This is a genomic window from Paraburkholderia sp. (assembly GCF_035501035.1).
GTDB lineage: Bacteria > Pseudomonadota > Gammaproteobacteria > Burkholderiales > Burkholderiaceae > Paraburkholderia.
The window spans coordinates 24,176-41,284 of record NZ_DATJWR010000392.1 but is presented as its reverse complement, the minus strand read 5'-3'; the positions used below and the strand labels follow the sequence as shown (position 1 = coordinate 41,284).

At 61.6% G+C, this 17,109-nt stretch carries 16 protein-coding genes; 6 read left to right on the top strand and 10 right to left on the bottom strand.

Translation table 11 applies throughout. The annotated features are described in order from the left end of the window. Position 1: 1 nt before the first annotated feature. The 6 genes from VMJ11_RS28565 (at position 2) to VMJ11_RS28540 (ending at position 7,443) form a co-directional block, all read left to right on the top strand. Positions 2–487 (top strand): RT0821/Lpp0805 family surface protein, encoded by a 486-nt coding sequence (locus VMJ11_RS28565; RefSeq protein ID WP_325624049.1) that lies wholly within the window; start codon positions 2–4, stop codon positions 485–487. Beyond that, complete coding sequence (locus VMJ11_RS28560) at positions 448–1,209, top strand: serine protease (RefSeq protein ID WP_325624047.1); 762 nt, start codon at positions 448–450, stop codon at positions 1,207–1,209. The genes VMJ11_RS28565 and VMJ11_RS28560 overlap by 40 nt, the downstream gene beginning before the upstream one ends. A gap of 95 nt (positions 1,210–1,304) precedes the next feature. Beyond that, on the top strand, positions 1,305–2,513 hold the full coding sequence (locus tag VMJ11_RS28555; RefSeq protein ID WP_325624046.1) for a multidrug effflux MFS transporter: 1,209 nt from the start codon (positions 1,305–1,307) through the stop codon (positions 2,511–2,513). Between the two features lie 26 nt (positions 2,514–2,539). Continuing rightward, positions 2,540–3,973, top strand: coding sequence for a hypothetical protein (locus tag VMJ11_RS28550; RefSeq protein WP_325624044.1), 1,434 nt, complete (start codon positions 2,540–2,542; stop codon positions 3,971–3,973). 4 nt (positions 3,974–3,977) lie between these two features. After that, positions 3,978–5,741 carry a tetratricopeptide repeat-containing protein gene (locus tag VMJ11_RS28545; RefSeq protein WP_325624043.1) on the top strand — a complete coding sequence of 588 codons (1,764 nt, stop codon included), beginning with the start codon at positions 3,978–3,980 and terminating at the stop codon, positions 5,739–5,741. A 7-nt stretch (positions 5,742–5,748) separates the two neighbouring features. After that, positions 5,749–7,443 (top strand): hypothetical protein, encoded by a 1,695-nt coding sequence (locus VMJ11_RS28540; protein WP_325624041.1) that lies wholly within the window; start codon positions 5,749–5,751, stop codon positions 7,441–7,443. A gap of 140 nt (positions 7,444–7,583) precedes the next feature. On the opposite strand, the gene VMJ11_RS28535 is transcribed toward VMJ11_RS28540, so the two are convergent. The 10 genes from VMJ11_RS28535 to VMJ11_RS28490 form a co-directional block, all read right to left on the bottom strand. Further along, positions 7,584–8,345, bottom strand: a complete 762-nt coding sequence (locus VMJ11_RS28535; RefSeq protein ID WP_325624039.1) for an ABC transporter permease — start codon at positions 8,343–8,345, stop codon at positions 7,584–7,586. Continuing rightward, positions 8,342–9,334 carry an ABC transporter ATP-binding protein gene (locus VMJ11_RS28530; RefSeq protein ID WP_325624038.1) on the bottom strand — a complete coding sequence of 331 codons (993 nt, stop codon included), beginning with the start codon at positions 9,332–9,334 and terminating at the stop codon, positions 8,342–8,344. The genes VMJ11_RS28535 and VMJ11_RS28530 overlap by 4 nt, the downstream gene beginning before the upstream one ends. Positions 9,335–9,925: 591 nt before the next feature. After that, on the bottom strand, positions 9,926–10,288 hold the full coding sequence (locus VMJ11_RS28525; protein WP_325624036.1) for a RidA family protein: 363 nt from the start codon (positions 10,286–10,288) through the stop codon (positions 9,926–9,928). After that, positions 10,285–11,718 carry an FAD-dependent oxidoreductase gene (locus tag VMJ11_RS28520; protein ID WP_325624035.1) on the bottom strand — a complete coding sequence of 478 codons (1,434 nt, stop codon included), beginning with the start codon at positions 11,716–11,718 and terminating at the stop codon, positions 10,285–10,287. The genes VMJ11_RS28525 and VMJ11_RS28520 overlap by 4 nt, the downstream gene beginning before the upstream one ends. Continuing rightward, the gene (locus VMJ11_RS28515) at positions 11,715–12,023 is read right to left on the bottom strand and encodes a (2Fe-2S)-binding protein (protein ID WP_325624033.1); all 309 of its coding nucleotides are present in this window, start codon (positions 12,021–12,023) and stop codon (positions 11,715–11,717) included. The genes VMJ11_RS28520 and VMJ11_RS28515 overlap by 4 nt, the downstream gene beginning before the upstream one ends. Next, positions 12,001–13,104 carry an NAD(P)/FAD-dependent oxidoreductase gene (locus VMJ11_RS28510; RefSeq protein WP_414694487.1) on the bottom strand — a complete coding sequence of 368 codons (1,104 nt, stop codon included), beginning with the start codon at positions 13,102–13,104 and terminating at the stop codon, positions 12,001–12,003. Before VMJ11_RS28510 ends, VMJ11_RS28515 begins: the two co-directional genes overlap by 23 nt. Continuing rightward, on the bottom strand, positions 13,101–13,895 hold the full coding sequence (locus VMJ11_RS28505) for an ABC transporter permease (protein WP_325624031.1): 795 nt from the start codon (positions 13,893–13,895) through the stop codon (positions 13,101–13,103). The genes VMJ11_RS28510 and VMJ11_RS28505 overlap by 4 nt, the downstream gene beginning before the upstream one ends. Next, positions 13,892–14,809: an ABC transporter permease gene (locus VMJ11_RS28500; RefSeq protein ID WP_325624029.1), complete on the bottom strand. Its 918-nt coding sequence runs from the start codon at positions 14,807–14,809 to the stop codon at positions 13,892–13,894. Before VMJ11_RS28500 ends, VMJ11_RS28505 begins: the two co-directional genes overlap by 4 nt. Next, positions 14,806–15,870, bottom strand: coding sequence for an ABC transporter ATP-binding protein (locus VMJ11_RS28495; protein WP_325624027.1), 1,065 nt, complete (start codon positions 15,868–15,870; stop codon positions 14,806–14,808). The genes VMJ11_RS28500 and VMJ11_RS28495 overlap by 4 nt, the downstream gene beginning before the upstream one ends. Positions 15,871–15,956: 86 nt before the next feature. Further along, a complete protein-coding gene (locus VMJ11_RS28490; RefSeq protein WP_325624025.1) occupies positions 15,957–16,985 on the bottom strand; it encodes an ABC transporter substrate-binding protein in 1,029 nt (342 codons plus the stop codon). Positions 16,986–17,109: the final 124 nt, after the last annotated feature.

The window sequence follows — 17,109 nt, the reverse complement described above, 5'->3', positions numbered from 1 at the left end:
AATGAACAATTGGCTTTGGACGCTGGCATCAATTAGCTTGGCCGGCGCGGTCGTGGCGGGGTGCGCACAGAACGGATCGAGCGGCATGAACAATACGACGTCCGGGGCCCTGGTCGGCGGCGGCGTGGGTGCCGCACTGGGGGGCATCTTCGGCCATGGAAATGCCGGGGCGATCGTTGCCGGTGGTCTTGTGGGCGGCCTGCTAGGGGGCGTGATCGGACATGAAATGGACGAGCGCGACCGTGAGGCGCGCGAGCGAGCGGTTCAGGCCGCCCTGCAAAGTTCAAAGAACGATCAGGCCAAGACCTGGCACAACTCGAAAACCGGAAATTCGGGAACTATCAAGCCGCTGAGCGGCTACACGTCGTCACCGAGTGCACAAACCTGCCGCGACTTTCAGGAAACCTATGTAAAGGCAGGACAGACATATCAGCAGACTGCGCGCGCGTGCCGCAACTCGAAGGGGGAGTGGCAACTTGCGAACTGATCATCCTGCAGGCTGGTTTTCGCGCCATGAAACCGCATCGCTACTCGTTGATCTACATGATCGCGGCGATCGGTCTGCTGTTGGGCGGCTTTCTTCGTGCGCGTGACGTGTCCGGCTCCGGAAATGAAGGCAGTCTGTTTCGCAGCGGCACGGCGTTTTTTGTCACTCGAGCGGGTGAGATGCTGACATCAGCGCACGTCGTGCGCGGTTGCCTGCGTCTCAAGGTGTGGACTACGGACAACGGGAGCATTCCGGCTACTGTCGAGTCGGTCGACGAAGCAGGCGACATGGCACTCTTGTCTACGCGACACAAGGTGGACCTCGCGGCCGTGCCAGGCAAAGAACGTGTGCCGCGAAACAGCGCGGTTTTCACGATCGGATTCGGTCTTACGCCGTCATCGCCTCTCGTGCCGGTTTTCACCCGCGGCACCATGCAAGGCGAGGGATATGTGAAAGGACGCCGCCTCCTGGTACTGCGGGCCGTGCTGTATGAAGGCAACAGCGGGGGACCGGTAATCGATGGCGGAGGCCACCTCGTGGGGATGGTTATCGGACGCTATGTGAACAGGCCCGAATTGAGCGTCGCCGTGGGCCTGAGCGAGCTCACGAATTTCGTCGGTCGCAGAGGCAACATGGAGAGTCCTTCCACGAGCCGAATTGCCACAGCGGACCCGCGAGCCGAACTGCGAAGAATTTCGGCACTCGTTCAATGTATTGAATAGATGTCGCTGTATTTTTGATTCACGCCTGTCAGTAGTCAGCAAGCTGCGCCGATCGCGAAGTCGCCATGTCCAATCCTTCACGGATGAGGAGCGCGATGGGAAATTTACAGAACGTGCGGGCAGGCCCGACGCCCGACCTGAAGTATCTGCTCGGGTTCATCATCGCTATCGGACCGGTATCGGTCGATATGTATCTTCCTGCGGCCGCGGTGATCGAGCGGGAATTGGGGAAGTCGAGTCCTCAGCTCGCGCTCGCCGCCTATTTCGCGGGATTCGCTGCCGGACAACTCACACAGGGGCTCGTGTCGGATCGCCTGGGCCGGCGCGCGCCGCTCGCGTTCGGGCTGTCGCTTTACATCGTCGCCTCGATATGCTGCGCGCTTGCGCAAAGCAGTGTGAGTCTATGTGTCTTCCGCGCGATTGCCGCATTTGGCGCGGCCGCCTCTGTCGTCGTGCCGCGCGCGATGGTGCGCGATGTCTGCGATGGTCGCGAAGCCGCGGAACTCATGTCGGACATCATGCAGGTGATGTCCGTGGCGCCGGTGGTGGCGCCGCTGCTGGGCAGTAGTGTGCTGCTCGTGGCCGGCTGGCGGGCGATATTCCTCGTCGCGGCGCTTTATGGAGTGGTGAGCCTCATCCTGATGATCTGGTTCATGCAGGAGACATTGCCGCGCGCCAAGCGTCTCTCGATCGGATTCACGCCCACGTTGCGCCTCTTCGGGGAAATCCTGCGAGAGCGCAGGTTCCTCAGCAACGCGCTGATCGGCACGTTTGGCATGGGGGCGCTGTTCGCCTTTCTCGCCGGTTCGCCAATCGTGTTCCTGAATCAATATGCCTATACGCCATTGGCCTACGGCCTCACGCTGGCCACGTTCGGCGTAGCGACGATAGGCTTCTTCCGGCTGAATTCGGCATTGGTATCCCGCCTCGGCGCGCCGCGCATGATCGAAGCCGGCGTGCTCGTCTGGCTCGTGGCGAGTGGTTACCTGGCGATATCCATGCGCTCTGCGCCGGCCAGCTCCGCGTGGGTGCTGGGTGTGTTGATGGTGTTTTTGCTCAGTTACACGTGCATTCCATCGAATACGCAGGTGGAGGCGCTTTCAAATCATTCTTCTCATGCTGCCAGCGCCACGGCGCTAATGAGCACGATGCAGTACTCGGGGGGCGCGATAGCAGGGGCATTGGTGGGAGAACTGGCGGACGGAACAGGAAAGTCGATGGCGTGGGTGTTGTTCGGCTGCGCGCTTGGCGCCGTTGCCGCGATGTGCTTTAGGCCACGCCGCGCAGCATGGAAGAACCAATAAGCAGTTAACGCATACTGGAGACCGTCATGAGATATGGCATTTCATGGATTACGGCATTCCTCTGGCTGATGCTCTCGGCATGCTCGCTAGAGCCGATCATCAATCACCAGGTTGTCGACTATTTCGATGCGAACGATATTGCGTCGAACCAGGTGATTCTGCGCAATATCCTAAGGGCGAGGGATGGCGCGCCGCTGCATTTCAGCGAGCTGGCAAACATACGAGGTGTACTAAACATGCAGGCCAACGCATCGACAACGTTTCCCTATGGCTCGCGCGCGCATGTCACGACCATCCCGCAAGATATGGCAACGTTCGGTCTGACGGTCAGCACCTCGCCCAGCTTCGACGTCAATAGTCTCGATACGAAGGACTTCACGGATGGCGTGATGAGACCGATCGTGCCGAAGACGGCGGCCTTTTTCATGGATGAGGGCGTCGATTATCGACTGGCGCTCATGCTGCTGACTTCCGGTGTCCTCACACCCGGGGCGAATGAAATGATCTTGAATGCGCCGAACAGTTCGAGGGTGATTTGCTATGTGAACGCGTTGCCGGAGTTCAACAGATTGCCTGACAAATACGACATTTTCATCTCCGGAGGTCCGTGCCCACAAGAACGCCGCGAGCCCGAGTACTTCGCGTTTCTTCGTGTCATCAACAATCTGCATCGAGTTTATCCCGTCGTTCTAAAAAGGCGGGTGGGCGTGCCGTTCTCGCTCGATATGGCAAAGAATTTCCGCGATGTCGCCAATATCGACGGCAGCAAATATACGGTGGTGCGATTGAATAGCGGAATGTGGGAGTTGCTTAGCGAAGCCGAGGACAATCCGGTCATTCTATGCCAGGAGTCAGGAGACCCCGCCAGAAGGGGGGCAAGGGTAGTGGGAGTCTTGACGAACACGCCCTATGAACACATTGATATTCCCGCCGATGCTTGTTCGCCGTCCGTACGCAACGAAGCCACTGCCGGCGCACGCAGCACGTCAAAGGCAAGCGGACCCATCGACCCGGACGATTGCGGTGGTGCCGTGACAGAACGGGGCAATACGTCCAGTGGGCGGCGTTGCGAGCCGTATGTATTCAAGCTCCGCTCGACGCTTGAAGTCATTCAATATATTGGCCAGATCCTCGCATTTCAGGCACTCGAGACCCAGCAGCATCCCGACCAGCCGGAACGTTGCATCACGCTCGAATGGACGGAGAAGGGCGGCGCGAGCTGCGAGCGCGGGGTGCTGTTTCGTCTCGAGAGAACCGACGTAGGATTTTCATCTCAGCGCATCACTGTCGCGTACAACGGAGAGCGATGGTCATTGCCGGCGCCGCAGGTTTGCCAGGATAAGGATCAGGCGAGGTGCGACCACACACTGGAGACGATATCGATCATTTCGTTGCTCCTCAACCAGAACAAGTCCGCGGAGGATAAGTACAAGACTCCTGCGGTTCAGGCGATACCTTGAGATTATGGACAGTGAGCTAACCGCGGCGGCGAGCGTTGCGTGCAAGGCAGAGTGGCTGGCACGCGTAAAAAGCGCGAACGGTAGAGATGGCAACTACCTGGCCGCCTACGACCTTTCCATGCAGGCGCTCGCGCTGTGGCCTGACACGCTGCTGTTCGAGCATCAGGCGATCCTCGCGCTCGCGCGACTTGGGGTGCTTGGGCGCGCGATTGAGTGGTACCGGAGAATCGAGCGTGAAGGACGTTTGCCAAAGCCGACGGATCAGGATCTCGCCGCCGAATTCGCCGGACTTCATGGACGCCTGCTGAAAGATCTCGCACGCGTGAGTTCGCCGGGGGATGCGAAGAGATATCGCCTGGAGTCGGCGCAGGCTTATGCGGATTCGTTTCATCGGTTGGGAACGTACTACCTCGCGATCAACGCTGCTTCCATGTATCTGTCGTGTGGAGATTCCGATCGCGCGAACCTGTTCGCTCATCACGCGCTCATGCTCGCGGCGGCGCAGAGCCCTGCAGATTATTGGTCCGACGTGACGCAGGCAGAAGCCAGATTGATTCTTCGGCAACCTGACGCTGCAGCCGAAATGCTTCGGTCAGCCGCAGCTGAAGTCTCCAGGGTACGGGCGGCGACCGGCAATGAGAATCTCGACCAGGTAGCGAGTACGCGAGCGCAACTCACATGGGTCGCGGCACTCGTTGGCGCTCCACTGGATATTTTGAACAACCTGCCTACGCCGCGAATATTGAACTGGATTGCGCGGCCGGTTTCTCGGTCTTCGAAGATCAGCATCGATATCCCCCAGGGACGGACGACCATTGCGTTTGGCGCGCTGATGTCCGAGGACGACCTTGAAATCGCTGCTGCGCTGCTCGCAGGTGGCGTCAAGTTGCATCTCGTCCTGCCATGCGAGGCGGATCTGCTCGCTACGCGCATACTCGCGGGCAGACCGGATCTCGCAGAAAAGTTCGTGCGGATCGTGAGCGACAACGATGCTGTCGAAATCATGCTGGTGACCAAGGAAGGCGACCCGGGCGATCCGGCGGCGCAGCTCCTGTGTCAACAGCAGGCACGCGGCCTCGCGTTCCTGCGCGCCCGCAATCTCGGCGTGGTGCCGCAACTCATTTATCCTGGCGGCGACGGCATGGTATTCGACGTGATGCCCAACGAGAACGCCGACATCATGCAGGTGGCACACTCGCCAAACCCACAGGGGGAGACGCTCCGGCAACCGCACGCGATTATCTTTGGCGACGTTCACGGCTTTAGCACCCTGAACGAGTCCGAACAGTTGGTCTTTATCGAGCGCATCGTCGGCGGATTTGCGAAGGCGCTCAAGGACTGCGGCAGTATCGAATATGCGGAGACAGCGGGTGACGGCCTCTTCATTGTGCTGCCGGACGTACTTTCCGCAATCGACTGCTGCATGCGCTTGCAAAAGATCCTGTTGCCGGAAAGCTTGAGCAGGATGGGATTGCCCGGACGGCTCGGGATCCGGCTGAGCGCCCATGTTGGACCGTTGTATCGAAGATATGACCGGGTTATTCGACGTCACAAGTTCGTCGGCATGGAAGTCATTCGTACGGCGCGGATCGAGCCCGTGACGCCCGTTGGGGAGATCTTCGTGACAGAGCAGTTCGCGGCCATGCTTGCCTTCACCGCGCGGGATACGTTTATCTGCGAATACGCCGGGTTGCAACCCATGGCGAAGAATTTTGGCGAGTGCCGCATGTATTCGTTGCGGCGTGCTCACAACGCATCGGCCGCGTGAGATCGAAATGTCGAACCATGCCCACTCCCACGCTTATGTGCCGCCCACGATCCCGATCGTCGTGCAAGTCGGCTTCGCCGGTTCACGGAATCTGTTTAACGCGTCGCAGCATCATGATCTCGATCCTGCCGATCTCGAGGCGCAGGCGTTCGAGCGGTTGCTGGAACGGCTCGTCGAACTTCGGGTGAAGCTGGGCCTGTGTGATCAGCACGTCCTGTGTGGAATCTCGCAGATTGCAGTCGGTGCCGACACGCTTTTTACGCGGGCCTGTGAGAAGCTAGGCATTGCGCAACGTGTGCTGCTGCCGCAGAACCGCGACGACTTCCTCTCGGCGGTCGGCCCGGATGGCGTTCGAGACTTTTCGCCCGCAGAGGAAACTGCCGCGCGCGAACTGCTGCGCAGCCCACACATCATCGAAGAGCGCGTTGTCAGTCACGCAAGGGACCGCGATACGCGATTCGAGGAAGCCAACTCCGCAATCGTGCATGAAAGCGACGTCATTCTCTGCCTCGTGCGCGATGGTGCGCGAGGCAAGCCAGGGGGGACGGAAGACCTGATTGTACGGGCGGAAATTGTACGCAAGCCGGTGGTGACGCTTGGCGTTTCGATCAATGCAGGGAAGGTGACGCTGGACGAGTTGCCTCCGACCATACCCTGGACCGAAGCTACGGATGAGGGGCCGCCGACGATGCCCGCGGAACTGGCGGGCCTTCAAATCGGCATCCTCGGCGACATCGGCAAGTGGCCCCCGGCCGAGACCTATATTGGCGCCATCAAGAATCACGCGAGCGAACGATCAAAGAAGCATGGGATCGGGTTCAGGAATTTTGCCAATGTCATCATTGGTTGCCACGTGGCGGCGACGTTGCTGGCGATTATCGTGGGGAAGCTTCCTCTAACTTTTCACGGTGACGAACTTCTTCCGGGATCGACGCTGATCCTGGCGCTGCTCGTGGGCGAAATTATGCTTCTGATCACGGGCGCCGGACATCATTATGCGTTGCACCACGGTGGGCGGGTGGGCAAACTGGTCTCCAACCGGCTGATTGCCGAGATCATGCGCTCGCTCACCAGAATCGGAACGGCTCGCGGCGATTTCAAATACGTCTTTTTACTTCCGGTGCCGCAGAAGTTTGAACCTGTTCTACGGACCTGCGACATTCTGCTTCTGCGCAACGCCCCATACGCCGACGGCAAGGCATGGGCGGCCAGGCGCGACAACTATGTGAGGGAGCGCCTGACTGACCCCATCAGCGGACAGATAAGCTACTACGGAAGTCGGGCCCTGAAAGCGGAGCGCCACCTCTTCTTCGCAACATTCGCATTCTGGTTCTTCACGATTCTAGCCGTGCTGATGGCGACGGCTGAACTATACCTGGGCATTCGCGAAGTAGGAAATCGCGATCTGGCGGCGGCAATATCGCTCCCGCAATCGTTGATTCCATCCGGCGTATTGAATGCGCTCGCCGCATTTTTCCCGGTCGTCGCCGTCGGCGCACTATCTTGGGCCGCCGCGAGCGATCTGCATGGGCGGGCGCAAACGTTCGCAGAGATGCAAAAATTCCTGGAAGACCAACTCCGTCGATTTAGTGCAGCCGCTTCGGAGCGCGAGTTTGTGGAACTCGTTCGAGAGACGGAAACACGCCTGCTAAGCGAGAACCTCAACTGGTATTGGCGCCGGGCGTTTGCCACCGTGGGATGACAGTTCGCGCGTACCGACGCCCTTCGAAGTCGGAGGCGTTGCCGATCTCCCCGTAGTCGAACAATTGGACGTCTACAGCGATTCGAACTCCGGGTTCACGATTCCTGCCGGACTTGCCTCGCTCCGGGCCAGCCCTCCACTCAGGTTTTCAGCCGGTATCCTGTCTTGAAGATCCAGGCGGTGATCGTGAGGAATGCCACAAGAAAGGCTGCCGTCATGCCGAGACTCACGCCAACGTGGACGTCCGCGAGCCCGTAGAAGCTCCAGCGAAAGCCGCTGATGAGATAGACGATCGGGTTGAATAGCGTGATCACGCGCCACAATGGCGGCAGCATGTCGATAGAGTAGAAGCTGCCGCCGAGAAAGGTCAGGGGCGTGATGATCAGGAGCGGTACGATCTGCAGCTTCTCGAAGTTGTCCGCCCAGATGCCGATGATGAAGCCGAGCAGGCTGAACGTTATCGCTGTGAGCAGCAGGAACAGCGCCATCCAGAGTGGATGCAGGATCTGGATCGGCACGAAGAGCGCGGCGGTCGCGAGGATGATGAGCCCGAGCAGTACCGACTTGGTTGCCGCCGCACCGACATAGCTGATCACGATTTCGAAATGGGACACGGGCGCCGACAGCAGTTCGTAAATCGTGCCCGTGAACCGGGGAAAGTAGATGCCGAATGATGCATTCGAGATGCTCTGCGAGAGCAGTGACAGCATGATCAGGCCCGGTACGATGAACGCGCCATAGCTGACACCGTTCACTTCCTTGATGCGTGAGCCGATCGCGGAGCCGAACACGATGAAGTAGAGCGAGGTCGAGATCACCGGCGCGACAATGCTCTGCATCAGCGTGCGCCTCGTGCGCGCCATTTCGAAGCGATAGATGGCGCGAATCGCGTAGAGGTTCATCGGGATGTCACCTGTCCTTTGCCTTGATCGTCGATCGACGGAGTGGCGGTTCGTGAAGCGCCGGTCGGGTCTTTGCTGACGAGGCTCACGAAGATATCCTCCAGCGAACTCTGGCTCGTTTTCAGGTCCGTGAAGCCAATGCCGGCCTCGTTCAGGTTCTTGAGCAAGGTGATGATGTCGTTGCGTTCGTTTTCGGCGTCGTAGGTATAGGTGAGTTCGGTGCCGCCGTCGGCCAGTTCCAGGCGCCACGAGGCAAGCCCGGCTGGAATCGCCGTCAACGGGGCTTCGAGCTGCAACGTCAGCTGTTTGCGACCGAGCTTGCGCATGAGCGCATCCTTGCGTTCGACGAGCATGATTTCGCCGGTGTTGATGACGCCGATCCGGTCGGCCATCTCTTCCGCCTCGTCGATGTAGTGGGTCGTCAGGATAATCGTCACGCCGTTGGCCTTGAGCCCGCGCACGAGTTCCCACATGTCGCGGCGCAGCTCGACGTCCACGCCCGCGGTCGGCTCGTCCAGAAACAGAAGCTGCGGCTCGTGCGCGAGTGCTTTCGCTATCAGCACGCGGCGTTTCATTCCGCCCGACAGCGTCATGATCTTGTTGTTCCGCTTCTCCCAGAGCGACAGGTCGCGCAGCACGCGCTCGACGTAGGCGGGGTTGGCCGGCTTGCCGAACAGGCCACGGCTAAACGAGACAGTGGCCCAGACCGTTTCGAATGCGTCCGTCGTAAGCTCCTGAGGCACGAGGCCGATCAGCGAGCGCGCGGCGCGGTAGTCGTTGACGATGTCGTGACCGGCCACCCGTACGCTGCCTTCGCTCGCATTGACGATGCCGCAGACGATGCTGATCAGCGTCGTCTTGCCGGCACCGTTCGGTCCCAGCAGCGCGAAAATTTCGCCGCGGTGAATGTCGAGGCTGACGCGCGTGAGCGCGCGGAACCCCGACGCATAGACTTTCGAGAGATTCTCGATGGAGAGGATCGTTTGCATGTGCGTGACATTACCAGAAGCGGGCGCAAGGCATCGGGACTGGTCATCGCAGAGTCGGTATGTCCGGTGATCGGGCCGTCCCTCGACATGCATGCGCAACGAGAAGACGATGCGGACCGCATCTCGGGTAATACACCGCTTACCCACATAGTTCGCACAAGATGCACGCTGCACTGCAGCATCAGCGAATGCCGTCTGGAAGGCAAGTTACAGCTGAATTCCAGCTAAAGTTGTCGCTTCGCATCGATCCGTCCCGAATGCGTCGTCAAACCGCCGCGCGCGCAGAAAAGGACCGCCAGGACTTTGATGCCCTCGTTCTCGTGTCGGTGTGCGCGTGGAGGGTGCCGGGTCTCGCGCTTGCAGTGATCCAGGGTCTGGACCGTCCTGTTGAATGGCTATGCGATTATCTTTCACCAACCGAACGGGATTTTTCTCGCACTGCGAAGCAGTCCAAATGGAAAGGAGCCCCGCTATCGAGCCCGCCAAGGCGCGAAACCGCGGGAAAGCGGGGCTTGGGTCAAGCGATTCATTCGAAGCCTTCGGCGGTATCGTTCAACTTCGCCGCTGAAGGCGCCGAGCGCAGACAGGTCGTCAAACCGCAGCCGTCACACTGAATTCCACGAGTAACTCCGGCAAACCGAGCGTGGCCTGCACGGTGCAGCGGGCAGGCAGGTGCTCCGGGTCGACCCAGTTTTGCCAAACGGCGTTCATGCGGTCGAACAGCGACATATCCTTCAGATAGATCGTGACCGATAGCAGCTTTTGCCTGCCGCTGCCCGCCTGCTCCAGTAAAGCGTCAATGCGCCCGAGCGCTTCGGTGGCCTGTTCTTCGATCGTGCGCGCATGCGGTGCGCCGGATGAGGTTTGTCCGGCGAGAAAGAGAAGGTTGCCTGCGCGCACCATCTTGCTCATGCGTGCATTGCCGGCGGTTCTCACGATAGGGGACGCATTCATTTGGGGACGAACTCCGTCGGTTTTGCTGCGTTGATATCAGGGGTATGGGACATGGCCAGGTCGCCCAGGCTCACTGGTTTGATAGGCGGCCGAATGCGGTAGTAACCGACTTCCGCCACGGGTTTCGCATGCGCCTCGGCAAGCAGTTCAGCGACTGTCAGGCCACAGAGGCGTCCCTGGCACGGTCCCATTCCGCAGCGGGAGAACGACTTGCTCTGGTTGGGCCCGGTGCAGCCAAGACGCGCCATCGCCCTGATCTCGCCGGCGCTGACCTCCTCGCAGCGGCAGACGATAGTTTCGTCGGCAGGGCGGCGAAATGCGTCTGCCGGACGATAAAGCGTGTCGAGGAATGGCCGCACGGCGCGGTGCCGGTTGAGTTCTCGCCGCAGCGGCGCGGCTTGCGTATCGCGTGCTTCGCGGCTCGACACGCCAAGCCGATGGGCCAGATGCAGCGCGATCAGCGCACCGGCCGTCCGGGCCGCGATTGCACCGTGGATCCCGCCGCCGTCGCCCGCGATGAAGAGATTCGGCACCGTTGTTTCGCCCCATGCGTCGGTGCGCGGATGCCAGCAAAGTTGAGCCTCGTCCCAGCGATGTTCGCAGCCGATCGAGCGCGTGAGTTGCACGTTGGGTACAACGCCCTGGTGCAGCAGGACGGTGCTCGCGGCGAGTCTCGACGTGCGCCCCCTGGCCGTGTATTGCACCGATTCCGCACGACCGTCGCCTTCCACCGAAAGCCGTGTCACATGGCGAATGTGTGGAATGCCGCTGCGCCGGATCGCGTTCAGCAAGCGTTTGCCCTTGAGCAGATACGCCGGCGTACGCAATGCGCCAGGCAGGTCTGCGAGCGCGTGCCAGTAGTTGCGCGAAGGTGTTGTATCGAGGATCGCGGCCGGTGCCCTGTTCGCCTGAATGAGCTGCCACGCAAACAGATACAGCAACGGTCCGCTGCCCGCCAGCACCACCGGCCCATCGGGTAGCATGGCCGACGACTTCAATAGGGTCTGCGCAGCGCCCACTCCCATGACCCCAGGGAGCGTCCAGCCCGGAAGCGGGCATGGCCGCTCGTACGCGCCGGTGGCGATGACCACGGCTTTCGCACGGATCTGCCCGCTTGCCGCGGCGTCGCCGCGGCGTGTGAAGCTGATCTCCAGCGAGCGCGTGATCTGCCACACGAGCGTTTCGGGCCAGTAGCGCAGGCGCGCCCGAGCAAAGCGCGCGACGAGGTCCGCGCCCTGGAGATAGTCGTCGCCGAGCAGCGCCGCATCGGGCAGCGGCGAGCACCCGACATTGCGATAGATTTGGCCGCCTGGCTGCGGGCTTTCGTCGAGCACCAGCACGTCGAGGCCAGCACGCGCCGCGTCGATCGCACACGCCATGCCGGCCGGGCCTGCGCCAACGATCACGAGGTCTACCGATTCGATCGTCATACGAGTGCCCTCGCGCCAACCATGGCTTTGACTTCCATTCCGTCGCGCACGCTCACCATGCAGGCCTGCTGGTTCGGCGAGCCATCGATTTCGACGAGACAATCGAAGCACACGCCCATCATGCAATACGGCGCGCGCGGTGCGGCGCCCACAGGCGTGTGACGGAAGACGCCGACGCCGGCATACAGGAGTGCTGCTGCCACGCTGGCATGTTCCGGCACGTCCACATTGCGACCGTCGACGACAATGCGCACCATGCGGATGGGGGTGCCGTCGATCTGACTAAACAGCGAAACGTTTTGCATAGAAGTAGTCCAGAAGAGAAGGACGTTGACCACCGAGCAGCCAGCCAACGAGCAACTCGCAATGCGCGGCGGCGAGCGTCACGCCGCTATGGCAGGTTGCGATGAACGCACCGGGATGCGTGGCGGATTCTTCGTAGACAGGCATGCTGTCAGGCGTCATCACGCGTAATGCGCCCCATGCGCGCACTACGCGCACGCCTTTGAGCAGCGGAAACTGCGTCACGGCTTTGCGGGCGATGTGCGCGACGATCTCGGGCGTCACGCCGTCGTCCATCCCGACATCCTCCGCGGATTCGCCGAGCAGAACCGATCCCTCCGCTGTCTGTCGCACGGAGAGCGTCGGGTATTTGAGGAAGGGACGCACGCGTTCGGTCACGAGGATCTGGCCGCGCAGTGGAACCACGGGCGCGGTGAGTCCGACCATGGGCGCGAGCTCGCGGTTGCCGAGACCCGCGCACAACACCACGCGCCCAGCTTCGAGCGTGCGCGTGCCCGTGTCGACGCGAAAGCCGCCGTTCGCGCGTTCGATCGACTTCACCCGAGCCTCCGGCACGTAGTCGCCGCCTGCTCGCTCGAATGCGAGGAACAGCGCGCGCAGCGTATAGAGCGGGCTCACATGGCCATCGTTTTCCGAGTAAACCGCGCCGGCCACGTGCTGGCCAACCTCGGGAATGCGTTCCGTCAATTGCTGGCGGTCGAGGATGTCGTAGGTGAGACGTGCATCCTGGGCATGCAAGTGGCGCAGCGTATCCACACTGCCTTCCAGCGCGTCATCGGTCATCGCGATGCTGATGCCGCCCCCGCGCGAATAACCGAGACTGAACGAAGACGCTTCTTCCAGCTCCGCAGCGAACGCCGGCCACAGCAGCGCCGATTCGAGCGACCACCGACCGTAATCGACCTGCTTCTTGCCCTTGCCCGAGACCCAGATCAGGCCGAAGTTCCCGCGAGCGGCGCGTACGCTGGAATCCTCTCCATCGAGCACGATCGTCTTCTGGCCACGTTTGGCGAGCCCGTAAGCGATCGCCATCCCGACCAGACCGCCGCCGACGATCGCAAAGTCATATTCGTGTTTCATCAATGCTTCCCCATCAGAACCTTGTCGAGCCCCACGAGCCTGTCGAGCACGAACATCAGGCCTAGCGTGACGGCCATGATCACGGTTGCGACCGCGGCGACCATCGGGTCGACGGTTTCGGTCATGCTCATGTAGATGCGCACCGGCAGCGTGATCGTGGTCGGCGCCGCGATAAAAATGGTCGCAGTCAGTTCGTCGAAGCTGCTTGCGAAGCCCAGCACCCAGCCAGCGGCGATACCCGGCAACAGCGCGGGCAACGTGATGCGCCGGAAGGTGGTCCACGCGTTTGCCCCGAGCGAGACGGCGGCGTGCTCGGCATCGCGTGTCGTCACGACCAGCGAGGCCATGATGAGCCGCAGGCAATACGGGAACACCAGCATCACGTGCGCGAGCACGAGCGAGAGGAACGACCCGGACACGCCAATGCGCGTGAATAGCTGCAGCAGCGCGACGCCGATCACAACGGGCGGAATCATCAGCGGCGAGAGCAGCAGCGAGTTGATCGCGTCGCGGCCGGCAAAGCGGTAGCGCGTCAGACCCAGCGCGGCCGGCACGCCCAGCATCGCCGCAAGCGTGGCGGAGAGCGCCCCGAGCAACAGGCTGTTCGAAAACGCCTGCGTGAAATCCGGATCGTCGATGAGCGCTTTGAACCAGCGCGCCGAAAAATGAAGCGTCGGCACGCCAAGCAGATTGCCCGGCGTGAAGGCGACGAGGCAGACGATCGCAAGCGGTGCGATCAGAAACATGGTGAACGCGGCATGGAAGCCCAGCGCAACAGGACCGTTTCGATTCACGATGTGGCCTCCCCAAGACGACGCTTGAGGCGTCGCTCGATCACCCGGCCGTAAAGCGCGACGATGCCGAGATTCAGCACGAGCAGGCACACCGCGATCGCCGCGCCCATCGGCCAGTTCATGCTGTGCAGGAACTCGTCGTAGGCCGCCGTCGCGACGACCTTGAGGCGCCGTCCGCCGATGAGCGCGGGTGTCGCGAACGCGCTTGCGCTCAGCGCGAACACCATCAGGCTCCCCGACAAAATGCCGGGCGCGGTTTGCGGCAGGACGATGCGCCGCCATACCGTGAACGGGCCCGCGCCGAGCGAAACCGCCGCATTGGCGATCTGCGGATCGATGCTTTGCAACGAGGTCCAGACGGACAGCACCATCAATGGCACCAGCGCATGCACGAGCACGACCACTACAGCCGGGAACGAGAACAGCATTTGCGGCGGGGTATCGACCAGGTGCAGGCGCACGAGCATTTGCGCGACGACGCCCTGACCGTCGAGCAGGATCGACCAGCCCAGCGTGCGCACGACGGCTGAGATGAACAGGGGGCCGAGCGTGAGAATCAGGAAGAACGCGCGCCAGCGAGCCGACATGCGGAAGATGAACCACGCCTCGGGCACACCCACTACGATCGTTCCGAGCGTCACGCTGATCGCGAGTCCGAAGGTGCGCAGGAATATCTCGTGATAGTAGGGGGCGGCGACGATCTGCGCGTAGTTGTGCCACGAGTAGGCGTCGAGCACGCCGCCCGATGACGCGTCGAAGCCTTGCAGGCTCAGCATGCCGACGAGCGCCATCGGTAGGACGAGCAGCAACGCGAAGAGCAGCGTCACGGGTGCGACGAGGAACGGGCCGGTCGGCCGGCCGCGGCGCGCTGCGGCCGTTCGCAGCGGGCGAGGCAGGGGACGGGAGGCGCTCATCGTGTGCCTCCCGAGGTGTGCGGTGCGAGAGGACGCAGCGCGGTGCCTGACCAGTCGAGGCCGACCGCGTCTCCGACCTTCGCCACGTAGCCGCCACCGTTCGCGAGTTGCACCTGCAGCTCGCCGATATCGGTGCTCACGTTGACCGACCAGCAGTTGCCGTGAAACGCGCACGCGCTGATGTGTCCGTCCACGTGTCCTGTGCCGCTCGCGACCAGCTCGATGCGCTCGGGACGCAGCGAAAATGCGTGCTCGCCGCACGCATGCGGCGCATCGAGCGGCAGACTCGCGGGCCCGACCCGGAATACTCGGTCCATACCGTCGTAGGTCACGTGTCCGCGCAACACATTGGCGCGACCGATAAAGTCCGCGGCGAAGAGGCTGCCGGGGTCGTCATAGACGCCGGTCGGCGTATCGAAGCGGACCACCGTGCCTTGATTGAGCAGCGCGACACGATCGCTGATCGCCAACGCTTCGGCCTGATCATGCGTGACCATGATGGTGGTGGTGCCGACCTTGCGCTGGATGGTGCGCAATTCGGCCTGCATGTCGTGACGTAGTTTCGCGTCGAGGTTGGAGAGCGGTTCGTCCAGCAGCAGCAACGGTGGCTCGATGACCAGTGCACGTGCGAGCGCGACGCGCTGACGCTGGCCGCCCGACAGTTCGCGCGGGTACTTCGACGCATGGCGGCCGAGTTGAACCAGCTCGAGCGCGGCGGCGCACCGGCGCTTGCGCGCTGCGCGGTCGACGCGCCTCATCTGCATCCCGAACTCGACATTCTCGGCAACCGTCATGTGGGCGAACAAGGCGTAGCTCTGGAACACAATGCCGAGGCCGCGCTTTGCGGGCGGCGTGCCAACCAGCGATCGACCTTCGAGGCTGATGTCGCCCGAAGTCGGCTCGACGAAGCCGGCGATCATCTGCAGGGTCGTCGTCTTGCCGCAGCCCGATGGCCCGAGCAGCGAGACGAACTCCCCGCGACCCACATCGATGCTGAGGCCGTCGACGACGACAGTCTCGCCGTACTGCTTGTTCAGGCGTTCAATGCGTAAATAAGTCATGACTTTTAGTACACCTTGTGATTCCTTTGGCGAGGACGGAAAGACTTCCGGCGGCGTCGCCCGCCGCCTTCAGCGCGAACAGACGGTCAGCGTTCCACGTCGCGATTCCACTCCTGGGTCCAGCTCGCGCGCTTGTCGTTGACGACGTCCCAGTCGACCTTGAGCATCTTCGCCACGGCGTCCGGGGCGGAAACACGCGAGGCCACCGCCGGGGACAAGCGGGTTTGCTTGTTGACCGGCGCAACGCCTTCTTCTTCTGCGTACATCGCCTGGGCTTCCGGCGACAAGGAGAACTGGACGAACTTCTGGGCGAGATCGTTCGGCGTGTCATGCTTGACCGGGCACATGCTCAGGCCCAGCACCACCGCACCTTCCTTGGGCGCGACGAACTTTACGGGCACGCCCTGGTTGCGCAACGCCTGCGTGCGGCCATCACCCCATGCGGCGAGCGCGATGCTGTCCGTCTGGAACAGTTCGGAGATTTTCCCCGGCGAAGGATCGAACGACAGCACGTTTGGTGCGATCGACGCCTTCACCACGTCGAAACCCGGCTGGATGTTCTGCTCGCTGCCGCCGTTCAGACGGGCGAGCACGATGAGCGTCTGCAGCCCATAACCGTTGCTGATCGTGGGGAACTCGACCTTTCCTTTGTAGCGAGGGTCGGCCAGGTCGTGCCACGAAGTTGGGGGCGCCCAGCCCTTCTCTGCGAACAGTCGCTCGTTGTAGACGAGGCCAGTGGCGTTCAGCCCGATCGTCACCGCCTTGTTGCTCTTGAAACGGGCCACGTCGTACAGGTTGTGGTAGACCGGCGCATCGGTCAGGGTGTCGCAAAAGCCGAGCTGGATTGCCTGATACATCGGACCGTCGTCGAGAAATACGACATCGAGGCTCTCCTTGCCTTTTTGTGCCTGAAGTCGCGCCATGGTCGTCGTCGAGTCGCCCGGAACGACCACCACCTTGACGTTGTTGGCCTTCTCGAACGGCGGAATGATCTTTTCCCGCAGCAGTTGTTCGAAAGATCCACCGAAGGCACCGACGTAGAGCGTCGTTTCAGCGTGGGCCTGAGCGGCGCCGAGCAGGCTGGCGAGCAGGATCGGTACGATGCGTTTGGGCATTGAAGTCTCCATCGATATCGGAATGTTATGCTGCGATGTATCCGGCTTTGTTCCGGGTTGAGCACAGTTTTGTGCGCCAAATCGGCACGGTCAAATCAGAAATTAACGACAATCGATGTTCAAA

What these genes read in the sequence shown, in the direction of transcription:
- VMJ11_RS28565 (WP_325624049.1), top strand. Translation starts at nt 2, where the DNA reads ATGAACAATTGGCTTTGGACGCTGGCATCAATTAGCTTGGCCGGCGCG.
- VMJ11_RS28555 (WP_325624046.1), top strand. Translation starts at nt 1,305, where the DNA reads ATGGGAAATTTACAGAACGTGCGGGCAGGCCCGACGCCCGACCTGAAG.
- VMJ11_RS28550 (WP_325624044.1), top strand. Translation starts at nt 2,540, where the DNA reads ATGAGATATGGCATTTCATGGATTACGGCATTCCTCTGGCTGATGCTC.
- VMJ11_RS28545 (WP_325624043.1), top strand. Translation starts at nt 3,978, where the DNA reads ATGGACAGTGAGCTAACCGCGGCGGCGAGCGTTGCGTGCAAGGCAGAG.
- VMJ11_RS28540 (WP_325624041.1), top strand. Translation starts at nt 5,749, where the DNA reads ATGTCGAACCATGCCCACTCCCACGCTTATGTGCCGCCCACGATCCCG.
- VMJ11_RS28535 (WP_325624039.1), bottom strand. Translation starts at nt 8,345, where the DNA reads ATGAACCTCTACGCGATTCGCGCCATCTATCGCTTCGAAATGGCGCGC.
- VMJ11_RS28530 (WP_325624038.1), bottom strand. Translation starts at nt 9,334, where the DNA reads ATGCAAACGATCCTCTCCATCGAGAATCTCTCGAAAGTCTATGCGTCG.
- VMJ11_RS28525 (WP_325624036.1), bottom strand. Translation starts at nt 10,288, where the DNA reads ATGAATGCGTCCCCTATCGTGAGAACCGCCGGCAATGCACGCATGAGC.
- VMJ11_RS28520 (WP_325624035.1), bottom strand. Translation starts at nt 11,718, where the DNA reads ATGACGATCGAATCGGTAGACCTCGTGATCGTTGGCGCAGGCCCGGCC.
- VMJ11_RS28515 (WP_325624033.1), bottom strand. Translation starts at nt 12,023, where the DNA reads ATGCAAAACGTTTCGCTGTTTAGTCAGATCGACGGCACCCCCATCCGC.
- VMJ11_RS28500 (WP_325624029.1), bottom strand. Translation starts at nt 14,809, where the DNA reads ATGAGCGCCTCCCGTCCCCTGCCTCGCCCGCTGCGAACGGCCGCAGCG.
- VMJ11_RS28495 (WP_325624027.1), bottom strand. Translation starts at nt 15,870, where the DNA reads ATGACTTATTTACGCATTGAACGCCTGAACAAGCAGTACGGCGAGACT.
- VMJ11_RS28490 (WP_325624025.1), bottom strand. Translation starts at nt 16,985, where the DNA reads ATGCCCAAACGCATCGTACCGATCCTGCTCGCCAGCCTGCTCGGCGCC.